Annotated in this window: 11 protein-coding genes; 1 reads left to right on the top strand and 10 read right to left on the bottom strand. The window is 70.1% G+C overall.

The genetic code is table 11. The features are described 5' to 3' along the window. Positions 1–319 (bottom strand): hypothetical protein (locus tag VF825_RS18375; RefSeq protein WP_331116088.1); only part of this gene is annotated, 319 nt, incomplete at its 3' end. A gap of 738 nt (positions 320–1057) precedes the next feature. On the opposite strand from VF825_RS18375, the gene VF825_RS18370 reads away from it, so the two are divergent. Next, positions 1058–4240, top strand: coding sequence for a hypothetical protein (locus VF825_RS18370; RefSeq protein ID WP_331116085.1), 3183 nt, complete (start codon positions 1058–1060; stop codon positions 4238–4240). Positions 4241–4378: 138 nt separating this feature from the next. Here the strand turns inward: VF825_RS18370 and VF825_RS18365 are convergent, their stop codons facing one another. The 9 genes from VF825_RS18365 to gndA form a co-directional block, all read right to left on the bottom strand. Next, a complete protein-coding gene (locus tag VF825_RS18365) occupies positions 4379–4852 on the bottom strand; it encodes a hypothetical protein (protein ID WP_331116083.1) in 474 nt (157 codons plus the stop codon). Between the two features lie 5 nt (positions 4853–4857). Next, the gene (locus tag VF825_RS18360) at positions 4858–5073 is read right to left on the bottom strand and encodes a hypothetical protein (protein ID WP_331116081.1); all 216 of its coding nucleotides are present in this window, start codon (positions 5071–5073) and stop codon (positions 4858–4860) included. Positions 5074–5093: 20 nt separating this feature from the next. After that, positions 5094–5588, bottom strand: coding sequence for a hypothetical protein (locus tag VF825_RS18355; protein ID WP_331116078.1), 495 nt, complete (start codon positions 5586–5588; stop codon positions 5094–5096). A gap of 2 nt (positions 5589–5590) precedes the next feature. Beyond that, the gene (locus tag VF825_RS18350) at positions 5591–6301 is read right to left on the bottom strand and encodes a hypothetical protein (RefSeq protein WP_331116076.1); all 711 of its coding nucleotides are present in this window, start codon (positions 6299–6301) and stop codon (positions 5591–5593) included. Between the two features lie 904 nt (positions 6302–7205). Further along, positions 7206–8078, bottom strand: coding sequence for a hypothetical protein (locus VF825_RS18345; protein WP_331116074.1), 873 nt, complete (start codon positions 8076–8078; stop codon positions 7206–7208). Positions 8079–8169: 91 nt separating this feature from the next. Beyond that, positions 8170–8577 (bottom strand): hypothetical protein, encoded by a 408-nt coding sequence (locus VF825_RS18340; protein ID WP_331116072.1) that lies wholly within the window; start codon positions 8575–8577, stop codon positions 8170–8172. Positions 8578–9430: 853 nt separating this feature from the next. After that, on the bottom strand, positions 9431–10738 hold the full coding sequence (locus VF825_RS18335; protein WP_331116070.1) for an adenylate/guanylate cyclase domain-containing protein: 1308 nt from the start codon (positions 10736–10738) through the stop codon (positions 9431–9433). Positions 10739–10849: 111 nt separating this feature from the next. Next, entirely contained in the window at positions 10850–11458 is a 609-nt protein-coding gene (locus VF825_RS18330; protein ID WP_331116090.1) for a VC0807 family protein, read from the bottom strand. 280 nt (positions 11459–11738) lie between these two features. Next, positions 11739–13220: an NADP-dependent phosphogluconate dehydrogenase gene (gndA, locus tag VF825_RS18325; RefSeq protein ID WP_331116068.1), complete on the bottom strand. Its 1482-nt coding sequence runs from the start codon at positions 13218–13220 to the stop codon at positions 11739–11741. Between the last annotated feature and the right edge of the window lie 258 nt (positions 13221–13478).

Raw genomic sequence — 13478 nt, 5'->3', positions numbered from 1 at the left:
TGGCCAGGAGTCGGGAGGCGTACGTGTTGGCCGACACGTCGGTGACGGCAGTGGGGTCGGAGGTGGGCCACACCTCGAATGTGAATGTGTAGACGGGGTCATTGTTGCCGGTGTCGGTCCGGGCCGCCTCGAGGATGTTCCCGAGCCCTCCGACCGTCGGCAGCGGTGTGCTCGTGGCGCAGGGCTTGCCGCCGTTGACCATGCTGGTGTTGTTGATGCTCGGTGGCGCCGTCGCCGCCGAGGCCAGGGAGGCAAACGGACCTCCACCGATGAACGCACACGCCGCGGCCGCGGCGACAACCCACCCTGAAGCACGCATGAGCTTCCCCCTGATCCCCCGTGTGCCCCGGACGTGGGCAGCGAAGGCCATGCTGCACGAGCGGCACCTTGGAGACAACGCCTCTGCGCGGGAGAGTTAGACCTCGTTCGGGACATCCCCGCCCAATGGGGCGAATCGTCGCCCTGCCTGGACGATTTCGAAGTCGAGGCCGTAGTAGTAGTGGTCGGACTGCCGTCGCGATTCTCGGTCGCGACCACGGGTTAGGTGCTGAGAGCCGGTTCTCGATGCGGTCTTCGAGTTGATCAACAGGCAGATCGCGAGCCTGCGACGGTCCGGCGAGCCCGGTTCAAGACGGGCACGAACCGGTTTCCCAGGCCTTCAGGACGTGTGCGCTCAGCAATCCCAACGGCTCAGTGAGGGCGGTCAAGGTGGGCTGGGCGAGGTCCGACTCGGGTGAGAAGACGGGTGAGCCCCCCGGCGTCGGCCTCCTGGCCCGCGACTTGGGCGTCGGCGGTCAGAATCAGCTTTCGTCTGCAGAGGGCCGTCAATGTGATCAAGCGGGCATTTCTGGCCGCAGCGGGCTGTAGTCTGCGCGCCGTGCCCGTGAGCATTGTGCTCCGGTGGGATCAGGGGGCTGTTGTGGCTGGAGTGGGGCGGGGTCGCGCGCGTTGGGCTGTGGCACCGTGTGTTCTGGCGTTGCTGGCGGCGCCCGCGTTGGCTGGGTCGCCCACGGTCGCCGCGCTGGAGGTGGATCCTTCCGTGCAGGCTGGCCGCGAGTTGCCCATCAACCCGGCCAGCAGCGCCGGGTCCCTGTGGATCGAGGCAGCTCCGGGTTACGTCGCCTACGACATGCGGCAGCACGACGAGTACGACCCCCCGCAGACGGTGATCCGCCGCGTCAGCGACGGCGCCCCCGTCAGGACACTGACGTGGCCTCCCAACGAGAACCAGCCCCCGCTGACGCCAGGCGGGGTGGTGACCCTGGGATCGGTGCCGGGGCAGCCCGGCGCCTCCCGGGTGACAGTGACGGACCCGGAGTCCGGGGCCACGACGTGGACGACCGACGTCCCTGCAGCTGAGTCCCTCATCAACGAAGCAGGCACGTGGGTGCTGAGCCGGCTTGGTGGTGCCGGCGGCGGGCAGGCGATTCTCCGTAGGCCCGGCACCGACCCGGTCTCGGTCGCGGGTGTGACTCTCAGCGTGCCCTCCTCCGAGATGGCCACGGCCTCAACCGCCACCACCCTGGCCATCCGTGACACCGGCAAGATCTGGACGGTCGACCTCAGCACGGGCGCGGCGCACCAGATCACGGCTGCTGCCGGGTGGTACGACCCGATGATCGTGACCCCGCACCGGATCTTCTGGATCGATGAGGGCGTGCGCGATACCGACGATGTCCACTGGAGTGACCTCGACGGTTCCAATCCCGGGGTTGTCACGGTCTCCGGCACCAGCATCGTCCGCCAGTGGCTGGCCTTCGGTGACCGCTTGGCGGCCATCAGGTTGGAGGACGGCGACACCATCTACAGCTCCCACCTGGAGCCGCTGGACCCGAGCGCCGGAGCGTTCCAGCCGGCGGTCGCCTCTGACGTGGGGACCGCCCGGTCCATGGGCGACGGCACCGTGGCGCTGTTCCTGCACGACACCCCGACCGGGCGGGTCGTCACCCTCGCCGACGACGGCCAACCGGTGCACCAGGTTGCGGAGCTGCCGGTCCTGGGCAAGCAGGTCAGCGCCCTGAGCTTGAGCAACAACCAGGTCGCGGCCTGGTTTGGCGACGCCTACGCCCCGGGGTCGGGTTCGGTCCTGGTCACAGCGGCGGACGGCTCGACGGGGTGGAACCCGGCGCCGGCAACCGGCGATGACCCGATGACCGGCTCCCTCGTGGCGGCCCGGGGCGACGTGGTCCTGACCGACGCCGCCGGCCCGTACAACTACAGCCCGCACACGTTCACCGCCCGATGGCCGGGAGGGCACCGCGACGTCGGCCAGGACTCGACCCTGGTCCTGGGCCGAGGCGGCAGGGTGCTCGTCAGCGCCCCGGACAGCAGCACCGTTGCCCTCGATGACGTGCGCACCGGAGACCGACTCAAGACCATCGACTCCACCCTGCCCATCGCCGTCGACGGGTGGACGTTGTGGCGAGGGCCAGACGCCAACGGGAACCTGGTGGCCACCGACCTCTCGGGTACGGGAACTGTGCGCACCGTGGCCAGCGGCCTGGCAGCGTGCCCCTACCCGAATAACGGGTTCAGCTACCCCGACCTGCAGGTTGCCGGACGCTTCGCCCTGGTGGCCTGCGGCTCCTCCTACACCGTCGTGGACCTGGACGCGGTCCTGGCCCCACAGCACATCCCCTGGTCGCCGGCGATGGGCACCCAGCTGCCCCAGCTCGGCAACGGGTTCGTGGCCTGGGTCCACCAGACCACCGACGCCGCCGGCACCATCTACGTCGTGGCGCAGGTGCAGAACCTGGGCCCCGGCGGCGGCACCCGCCTGTACGGACCGCTGCACGGCTACTACTCGTTGCCGAACTCGATGATGACCGTCGACGACGGCGACAGCCCCCGCCTGGTCTACGCCGACACCACGCTGCTGCCGCGGGTGGTCGGTCTGGACTGGCTGACCACGGCTCCTGCCACGTGGCAGGACCAGGCCGCTCCCACCCTGACCTCGCTGACCGGCACCCCTCGCGTCGGCGGGACCAGCGTCTCGGTCAACTGGTCCGACACCGACAGCACCGACGTGCCCGGTGAGCTGCCCAGCCAGGTCGCCTCCTACGACGTGCGCTACCAGCAGGGCCCGATCGGGGGCGCTTACGGCGACTGGGTGCAGCCGGCGGAGCTGCAGGGGACGACAGCCACCACGGCGCAGCTGACCGCGACGCCCGGAGCGGATACCTGCTTCTCGGTGCGGGCGCGCGACCACGCGGGCAACGTCAGCGACTGGTCCGCGAGCCGCTGCTCGGCCGCGGACCCGACGGCGCCGGCGCTGCAGTCGACCGGGGGCACTCCGCGGGTCAACGGCGCCCGCCAGGTGAGCTTCTCCTGGTCCTTCACCGACCCCTCGGCCGGCGGCGGTCTGCCCGGCTCGGGCCTGGCTTCGTATGACGTGCGCTACCAGGACGTGGGCACGACCGGCGCGCCGTACGGGCCATGGGTGTACCCGCCCGTCTGGGACCACACCACCAGCACCAGCGCCACGCTGCAGCCCCTGAGCCCGGGGCAGGGCGCCTGCTTCCAGGTCCGCGCCCGGGACAAGGCCGGCAACCTCGCCGGATGGTCAGCCAGCCGCTGCTCCGCGGTGGACGGCACCAGTCCGGTGATCACGGTGGCCAGCGCCGGACCGTTGGTCATCGGCCGGACGAGTGCCACGTCAGCGCCCTTCTCGTACCGGGCCAGCGACAACGTCGCGGTCGCGAACTATGACGTCGGCTACCGGTACGCCCCTCCCGGTGGGACCTTGGGCGCGCTCCAGCACCCGGCAGCCTGGCAGGCCACGACGAGCACCGCGCAACACGTCACTCTCCCCGCCGGCGGCGAGGTCTGCTACACCGTTCGCGCCCGCGACCGGGTGGGACTGGTGTCCCCGTGGGCCAGCTACCGCTGCGCCACCGTGCCGTACGACGACCGGGCCATGACCGGCTCCTCAGTGACCCGCACCAGCAGCACCCTCGCGCTCAGCGGCACGGTCTCCCGCCTGAACCTCACCGGGGCCACCCTGCGTGCGTACCACCAAAGCGGCGCCGGCGTGGCCGTCGTCGTCCTGCGCGGCCCGCACCAGGGCGCGATTGACCTGTACGTCGGCAGCCGTCGAGTCACGCGGATCTACCTGTCCTCCGCGAACTGGCACCGAGACGTCATCACCCTGCCCACGGGAGCCTTCACCAACGCCACCATCACCCTGCGGTCCGCCACCCCGGCCAGGTCGCTCATCGACGCACTGGCCATCACGCGCTGACTGACGCGGGGTGACCACAAGCCCATCTGCGAGTCGATCCGCTCGGCAGGGAGGCGACCCGGCCCTCGCTCCACTGCTGCACGGTCGCCTCCTGACCCCAGCGACGGCACCCCCGGCGGATCCAATGGCCCGCCTTGGCTACAGCGGCAGGTGGCGCAGCCCGACCGACTCGGGAACCCAGCCGGTGGCCAGGTAGTGGCTGAAGACGTCCGCGGCCTCCACCCCGGTGAACACCTCAAAGCGCCGCACCGCCGTCGTGTGGCCGTTCCAGCGGATGACCTCATCCGGTGCCGCCGCGGCGCCGCCCCACATCCGATGTCCGAGCACGTACTGGAAGGGTTCGTCGTCGACGAGGCGGCGCACTTCCAGGGTCATCCGTTCCTGGGACCCGGCGGCCTGCAGGTACTCCTGCGGCCAGCGGCGAAGGTCGACGTCAGCCAGCCTCTGGCCCGGCGGCATCGCCCACAGGCACAGGGCGTAGAAGGCGACCCCCTCGAGACGAGACACCACTTCCCGCAGGTGCTGCTGTGGCGTCAGGCCGCGATCGCCTTGGAGCTCGCCGGTGGCGCGGCCGTTCACCGTGATCGCGTGGGTCGCCGGGAGACGACGCATCTGGTTCACCTCCGGTCCCCTTGGGGGTGGGGCGCGTGGTGGCGCAGCCGCCACTTGCGTGCAGCACCCGCCGCGATCGACATCGCCATCGCCGGAAGGAACGGCACCCGACCGAGCGCATATCCAACAACCGCGGCCAGGCCGACCGCCCACGCGGCGACGTTCCACCACGCCCACGGTCCGAGGACCCGCCCCAGGATCCGCACCAGTTGTTGCACCACGAGGTCATCGTGCTGGACGGTTAGCTCCCCGCACCCGATCGTCCCTGGGATGGCTGGCGTGTCGCGGCTGCGGGTGTTGCCCACGCCCCTCTCCGCGCCGGCGCAGGGCTATCCGAGCTGCCGCGCAGGGGTGGCACGTGGGTGACCGATGTGCCGGGGAACGGGCGCAGTGGGGTCAGGCTGTTGGTGAGGACCAGGCGGAACAGTCGGCGCACGTAGCAGCCGTGCTCGACCAGGGCGGTGACCAGGTCGTCGACCTGCTGCGGCCAGTCCGCATCGCCGATCTCGTCCCGATAGCCATGCCCGTTGTCGGCGGTGACCCACTGCCCCTCGTCGATGAGGTACAGGAACGGCCTGTCCTCCACGTCCCGGCGGGTGGAGAGCGTCGCGATGTACCCGCGCAGGCGGGCGGGCCGCTCGACGTGGCAGGTGATCAGCTGCGGCCAGCGTTCGGCCCAGTCACGGCCGAGCTGTCGCATCTGCTCCGCGACGGCTTCGGGGTCCCAGTCGCTCACACTCAGCTCCCGTTGGTGCGACGCCGACTGCGGTAGACGTTGTCCGGCAATCGTGGGGGTGGTGGGAGGCGCCGCTTGGCGGCGACGTTGACCAGTGCCTGCTGCACGTCGGCGAGGGCGAGCTCGCACAACGCGTCCACCTCGGTGCGCGCGAGGATCTCGTCTCGGCCGGTGGCGGCACGCACCTCCAGCTGCACTCGCCCGTAGCCGTCGGGGGAGATCCGGTACACGCCGCGCGCCTTGTGCCTCCGGTTGGGGCTGAGCTTCCACGCCGAGGCCCACCATAGCCGTAGGCCCTGCTCGGCCACCTGGTCGCGCAGCGCCTCCAGCGCCTCCAGCGGCGCCAGGGGCCAGCCCCGGGCCCGGCCGAGGCCGAGCAGCCCCTGATGGATCACCTCCAGGCATGCTCTCAGTTGGTCCTCTTCGGCCCAGGTGGCGAACCTGTCCGGGACCGCGATGTTGGCCGACTCGAACGCCTCCAACGGCTTGGGCGGTAGTCGCACGTGGAAGCCGGCGGGCTTGTCCTCGTCCAGGAAGAACCGCACCATCGAGCGCCGGGCCGGGATCATGGCCGCCGGCAGGCCTCGGCAGTAGAGCTCGAAGACGCCACGCGACCGGGCCAGGAACGCGGCCTTGTCGACATCGGGGTCCCACGCCCGGTCGGGGAACCTGGTCGCCGGGTAGGCCGCCTCCACCTCACGCAGCAACGGCATGCCCCGTCCCCTCCCCAGCCTAGCTGGGCAGGCCCGCAGCGCCTGCGTCCACAGTGTCATCGGGCTGGCGTCGGCGGCCCGAATCCGTTGGGTGTGTCGCGGGTCAGTAGACCAGCCCATTGGGGGTGGCGCCGTCGTGGGGCCGGCCCAGAGCTGGCTGTGGGTCATAACCGGGGCGCCCGTGAGTCCTTCCGACGCAGAGCCATGTCGGGCGACGTCTAGGTCGGGTGCAGGGACGACCCCGACTCCGCGGCTCCGGCCGGGCCGCGCAGGGACGCGCGCTGCGACGTCCGGGTGGATCCCCTTCCCTCTTGCCTCGGTCGACAAGTGCCGCCCGCCGGACTCGACCAAAGTGTGATGTGGCTGATCGCCCGCGACGTGCCGGGCGTCGGTACCGTGGGCACGTCCCGGCCGGGCGGGCGTCGAACTCCATGCGGGGCGAACCTTTTGGGGGAGATATGCGACGTGGGTTGGCCTTCACCCTCGGTGGGGCGGCGCTACTTGCCGTGAGTGCGGCGGCGGTGACGCACCTGCCGGCGCGTGTGCATCCGGTCGGGATGTATGTGGAGGGGCGGCTGCACGGCGATGCGCGCTCGGGGTGTGTCTGGCTTGCTGACCCGGGGCCGCCCACCCAGGTGGTCTGGCCGAAGGGTGTCACGGCCCGGTTCCGGCCCGGTGTTGACCTAGTGCGAGATGGCGTCGTCTTCGCGCATGAGGGTGCCTTGGTGGGTGCTCATGTGCTCTCGCCGACGCAACCGACTGCCGGTTGCCCTGGTGAGGTCAAGGCGGCGGCCGTGGTGGGCGACGTTCAACTCAATCCCGGGCTACCGAAGCAGGGATGAGACCGGGCCGGGACCGGGGGCGACCGCCGGGTGTTGCGGCCGTCCCCTGGTCCCGGTGGTGGTCACACCAAGGCGGACCCGTCGATGGTGTTGACGCTGACGTGCAGGCCGTAGGTCACGTTGCCGATCATGGGGCCCCAGGTCTCGCCGCTCGTGCTTCCGCCGCACCCCGAGTACTGGCTGGTGGGGACGAAGGACACGAGCCCGTAGGCCTTGTGGGCGGACGGGTCGTAGATGGGGGCCCCGCTGTCTCCGCCGGCGGCACACCCGGTGAAGCCGAAGAAGTTGGTGTAGCTGGTGCAGTTGTTCGTGCCGCTCTCACATGCGGTGGAGGACACGCCGGTCTGGTTGATGTCGCCACAGGTGAACCCGCTGGTCCGCCCGGACTTGCACACGTACACACCGTTGATGACCTGGGCGTTGGATGCGACGGCCGTGATCTGGAACTGCTCGTTCTGGATTTGCCCGTTGAGGTCGATGTAACTGGGCTGGTTGCGCTGGTAGACGTAGTTGGTCTGGTCCGGGGTGTAGAAGCCGCTGGCGAGGTCGATGGCCTCAGCGTCATCGTTCCCGCCGTTTTGGTAGCGGAGCATGTTGCCGATAGTGGGGCCAAGGTCGAACTGGTCCCCGGCGCTCGGGGAGGAGTAGGGACCGTTGTAGGTCTGACAGTGCCCGGCCGAGATCGCGACCTCCTTGTTGGTGAACAGGTCGACCCCGATGAAGCCGAGGGAGCACAGGTAGCCCTGGTTGGCGGCGTCAAAGTAGTCGTCCTCGACGCCCCCGCGAAGCGGCGGCGGGCAGGTCCACTGATCGCATCCTGCGGCCTGGGTCGTCCCGGTTGAGCCGTTGGAGACCACCGCATCCGGGTAGCTGGCCGCGTCCGCGAGGAATGACTTCCGGGCCGTGGCGTTGGGGCTGTGGGAGGGCAGCACCACCGTGACGCGGTTCGCCGGGACGTCCAGGTAGGTGTGCGCCGAGCCCAGCCCGGCGCGCTGTTGTTGAGCACGCCGCGCGAGCTTGGCGTTGTCAGCGGCCAGGTGTGACAGGGAGAAACCGCGCCGGTGCCTCGGCCACTGTGGCGGGGTCCAGTCCTTCCTGCGGCGCCTGCGCCCGTACTGGAATGGCGGAGGTAGACAGCACCACGAGGCGGCCGCCGTTGCGGTGGTCGACGTAAGCTCCGGCGAACCGGTCCGGATAGTGTTCTGCCAGTTCACCGGCGAGCTTCTCTTCCGCCCCCTGCCGTTGGGTGCGGCGCATCGCTTCGGCCCAGGACAAATGCCAGTCCTGGGCCATCTGGGCTGCGGCTGCTGCTTCTGGGCCGGACAACGTCGGGTGTGTTGCGGGCGCCGCGTGGCTGATAACCGCCGGCCCCAGAGTCATGGCCGGCAAGGCCAGGGCGAACAAGGCAATTGCGACGCGAGATCTGATCCGCATGGAAAGCCCCCTGAAAGGTCACAAGCCCCCCGACCCGCGCGGAACGTATCACCGGCATTTACAGGTCGCCATCCGTGCCGGTGGCCCACATCGATCAGTGGCAGTTAGGAGGGCCCGGCCAGCACGCCAGCCGTCGGGCATCGATCCCGGGCGTGAAGCGTCACGGTGGGTTCGCCGCGACTGCAGGGCCAAGCTCCCTCATCGGCCGGTGATGACCGATCGACCGGACGGGAAGTCAGCTCGAATGCTCGGTCAAACAACTCGGGAGACGCGGTCGGTCGAGCGGCGCACGCCTGTCGTCCATCAAGCGCCCTGGGCCTGCAGCCCGAGTACGACGTTCCAGAAACAGCCCGGTGGCGACCCAAACTCAGCCGCTTCAGACCCCAAGCACTCAGGCATTTCCGCAGGTCAGGGGGTTTCAGCCATACGCCACGAGGGCGGGGCATGGCTGAAACCTCCGCTGCAAAGAACGCTGCAACCTTGCACCGACGGTGACGCCGTGAGAAGGGTAGCCCACGTCCGGGGCTGGCTCCGCTGGCGGCCGCGAGACGCATCGCCGTGTCAGCGGTTGCGCGGAGTGGTGCCTTGGCACATGTCGATGATGCGGGCCGCCGCGGCCATGGTGAGGCCCAGTCGCCGCTGAGAGGGGGCTCCCGCCCGTGGCCACGCAGGTGTCTGCCCGGCCCGCATGGACCATGGCTATCGTGGCGTGGCCTCTCGTGCTGCGCAAAGACAACTTCAACCCAGGCGAAGGGTCCGCCGCGCCGGAGACCGGTGGCGCTGATCGGCGACTGGTCCGCGGATACGTGCAGACCCCTCTGGCCCTTGCCCTCCACTCGTCGGCATCGACGGCTCAGCTATCCGGGGGCTCGGCGCGCTCGAGCAGGTAGGTGGCCATCGGTCCTTTCCCCTTCACGTCGATCACGCCCCGGGCACGCACCGCGAAAGCCGACGCGAGCGCCGCGGCGACCCGCTCGGTGACCTGGATCTCTCCGGGGAGCCCATGGGACTCCATCCGACTCGCCGTGTTCACGGTGTCGCCCCAGAGGTCGTAGATGAACTTGCGTTGGCCGATCACCCCGGCGACAGCCGGACCGGAGTCGATACCGATCCGCAGGGCAAGCCAGTCCTGGCCAGTCTGCCGAGCGATTGCCGCGACCTCGTCGCGCATCGCAAACGCCGTGCGGGCGACGGCCTCGAGGTGGTCTGGCCGGGGGTCGGGCAACCCGCCCGCGACCATGTACGCGTCGCCGATGGTCTTGATCTTCTCCACCCCCTCGGCCCCGGCGACGTGGTCGAACGCGGTGAATATCTGGTCCAGGAGGGCCACGAGCTCATCCGCTGCCATGACCGATGAGTGCTCGGTGAACCCGACCAGGTCGGCGAAGCACACGCTCACGTCGTCGTAGTGCTCCGCGATGCCGGTGGCCCCCGCCTTGAGGCGATCGGCAATCGGCGCTGGGAGGACGTTGAGCAGCAGGCGTTCGGACCGTGCCCGCTCGGCCACAAGCGCGTCGTGTGCTCTCTCGCGCTGCTCGACGAAGTAGCCGAGCATCACGTAGGAGCTCAACGACGTGCCGATGACGTTGAGCACGAAGAAGGTGACCACGAATGCCGTGGGGAGCGCCGCAGGGGTCTGGGAAAGGCGCGGGTCGAGTGCGGCGAGCACCACGACCTCGACGCAGAACGCGACCAGCCATCCGACGGAGCGCCGGACGCCCAGGAGGGCGAGGGCCACCAACGGGGTGAAGATCGCCCACAGGATCATCCCGCTCGAGGCGACAAAGCCGCCCAGAGAGGCTTGCAGCAGCGCGGGGAGCACGAGGAAGGCCACCAGCTGCGCGGTGCGGAACCAGTCGAACCGCCGGGTCCGGGAGAGCACCCACAGGCCCACGACGGTCAGCAGCTGGTACAGCGCGGGGATCGCTGCCGACGTGGGGTAGCCGAAAGCGAAGTAGGTCGCCACCCAGACGGCGGAGATCACCGCGATGAGGACGGAGGCGAAGATCAACGTCCCTTGGCGGAGGCGCTCGTCACGGGAGTCCTCGGGTCGTGCGCCGAGTTCGCCGAGTCGGTCGAGCGTGCGCACGGCGAGGGATCGCGTTGACTCCGCCCGCGGCCGCTCACGCGGGTCGGCGGCGGGCAGCTCTGAGGCGGCCACGCCGCGATGCTATGCCCCCGAGAGGTGCGCGCAGGGGGCCCGGCGTCGAGTCCGTAAGGATCGAGCCTTTCCCACGCCCCCCCTGCAGGTATGCCCTCCGACCACGTGCGCTCACGTGGTGGGGGCGCGCGATCCCCGCGCCCGCCGCAGGTACCACCCGGTCCAGACGATCAACGACGCGTAGGCGAGCACCATCATGCCCGCGGACACCGCAACCATGACCTCCACCGGCAACAGGTAGACGAGCGGGACCCGCAGCGCCGCCTCGAGCAGTAGCCCGAAACCCCAGACGACCGAGGCGGTCAGGTGCCAGTGGCGCACTGCCGGGCTGGCGCGATACTGCTCGGCAAGCATCTCGGCCCTCGCGGGCTCCCACGTCCTGGCGGCCGCGAGCGTCAGTGGCTGTCCCACGGCGGCGAGGACGAGGAACATCAACCCGACGACGGCTGTGGTCATCGAGTCCTTCAGGAGGAGGAACCTGACGTCCCCGGTGACTGTCGCCAGGACCAGGCCCATCCCGAACGCCACAACCATGACCATGGCGAAGGGGTTGGGACTGCGGGTCCGTACCGCCCCGACGCCGATGCGTGCCCCGGCCACCACCATGCCGCCCACGAGGGCGGACCAGTCGCTCGCGCCCGCGAGATGCAGGACGTAGAAGGTGACGAGCGGAAGTCCCACGTCCCATGCCAGACCTCGCGCAATCGTCCGCGCCCCCACGGGTTCGGGCGCCGCGCGGACCGGACCCTCAGCCGTCACCGCTTCTGTCCCGGTTGCGCATGCAGCTGCAGGTATGCCGTGGGCCCGCTGAGTGTTGGCAAGACCGGCCTCGCATCGAGGCGCGCGAGCTGTCCACGTCACAAGGGCACGGCTGCGCGCCTGGCTCCTGGCAGGGACCTACGTCCCGGCCAGGTCGAGCGCAGCACGGCCGGCAGCTGGGCGCCTCCGTCCTGATGCGCGCCCAGCGACAGGTCAGGTCCGCGCTTCGCGTGGGGCCGAATCAGTGGGTGGACGGCTCGGTCTCCACCTCGCGCCGGTCGTCGGACCACAGCGTGTGGAACACGCCCTCCTTGTCGACCCGTCGGTAGGTGTGCGCCCCGAAGAAGTCCCGCTGCCCCTGGATCAGCGAGGCAGGCAACCGCTCGGAGGCGAGCGAGTCGAAGTAGGCGAGCGCGGAGGAGAAGCCCGGCGCCGGGACGCCGGCGGTCGCGGCGGTGGCGACGACACGGCGCCAGGCCTGCTGCCCGGAGGCCACCGCGCCGGCGAAGTAGGGATCGGCGAGCAGCGAGGCCAGCGCCGGGTCGTTCGCGTAGGCGTCGACGATCCGGTTGAGGAACCGGGCCCGGATGATGCAGCCGGCCCGCCAGATCTTCGCGATCGCACCGAGATCGATGTCCCAGCCGTACTCCTTCGCGCCGGCCACGATCAGGTCGAAGCCCTGCGCGTAGGCGACCACCTTCGAGGCGTAGAGCGCGGCGCGCACGTCGTCGGCGAAGCCGTCGGGGAGCCGGGGTGCGGTCGGGCGCTCCTGCATCGTCTTCCGTACCGCAGCCCGTTGCTCGGGCTTGCTCGAGACCGCCCGGGCGAAGACCGCCTCCCCTATCCCGGAGACCGGGATGCCGAGCCCGACGGCGTTCTGCACCGTCCACACGCCGGTGCCCTTGGAGCCGGCCTCGTCGAGGATGACGTCGACCAGCGGCTGGCCGGTCGCCGCGTCGGTCTGGGCGAGCACCTCGGCGGTGATCTCGATGAGGTAGGACTCCAGGTCGCCCTCGTTCCAGGCGCGGAAGACCTCGACAAGCTGCCCCACCTCGAGGCCGCCGACCCGGCGGAGCAGGTCGTAGGCCTCCGCGATGAGCTGCATGTCGGCGTACTCGATGCCGTTGTGGACCATCTTGACGAAGTGACCGGCGCCGTCGGTGCCGACATGCGTCACGCACGGCTCGCCCTCGGCGACCGCGGCGATCGAGCGCAGGATCGGACCGAGGGTCTCCCACGCCTCCGCGGACCCGCCGGGCATGATCGACGGGCCGTGCAGGGCGCCCTCCTCGCCGCCGGAGATGCCGGTGCCGACGAAGTTGAGCCCGCGCTCGCGCAGCTCGCGCTCGCGGCGGATGGTGTCGTGGAAGTTCGCGTTGCCGCCGTCGACGATGATGTCGCCCGGCTCGAACCGGTCGGCGAGCTGGGAGATCACCGCGTCGGTGCCCGCGCCTGCCTGGACCATGATGACCGCGGTGCGCGGCTTGGCCAGCGAGGCGACGAAGTCGTCGATCGACTCCGAGGCTACGAAGCCGACGTCGCCGTGCTCGTCAAGCAGCTCCTGGGTGCGGGCGTAGGTGCGGTTGTAGACCGCGACCGTGTTGCCCTCGCGGGAGGCGAGGTTGCGGGCCAGGTTGGACCCCATGACGGCCAGGCCGACGACGCCGATGTTGGCGGATCGGTCGGGGTCGGCCGCGGTCGGGGTGGGCGGGTTGTGTTCCATGGTGCGTTCACCCTTCATGGTGAATGTCGTGTCCGGGTTCGGCAGGACGTTGACCGGTCGGGGACGCGGCCACGAGGGGTTGCTCAGCCCCGACGCCGCCCAGGCGCGAACCAGCTGGGATACATCTGACCATCGGCATGAGCGTGCATGGCACCCAGACTCCCTCGTCTCGAGGAAATGGGACACACCAAGCTGCGGCGTATCCCCGGAGCCGCGGTGACCATCTCCGGGAGTCGCAACGGGGGTTTCGCGGGCCAG

The sequence above is a fragment of the Oryzihumus sp. genome, assembly GCF_036391795.1.
Lineage (GTDB): Bacteria > Actinomycetota > Actinomycetes > Actinomycetales > Dermatophilaceae > Oryzihumus.
This window is presented reverse-complemented; position numbering and strand designations above follow the sequence as displayed.

What these genes read in the sequence shown, in the direction of transcription:
- VF825_RS18350 (WP_331116076.1), bottom strand. Translation starts at nt 6,301, where the DNA reads ATGCCGTTGCTGCGTGAGGTGGAGGCGGCCTACCCGGCGACCAGGTTC.
- gndA (WP_331116068.1), bottom strand. Translation starts at nt 13,220, where the DNA reads ATGGAACACAACCCGCCCACCCCGACCGCGGCCGACCCCGACCGATCC.
- VF825_RS18340 (WP_331116072.1), bottom strand. Translation starts at nt 8,577, where the DNA reads ATGCGGATCAGATCTCGCGTCGCAATTGCCTTGTTCGCCCTGGCCTTG.
- VF825_RS18365 (WP_331116083.1), bottom strand. Translation starts at nt 4,852, where the DNA reads ATGCGTCGTCTCCCGGCGACCCACGCGATCACGGTGAACGGCCGCGCC.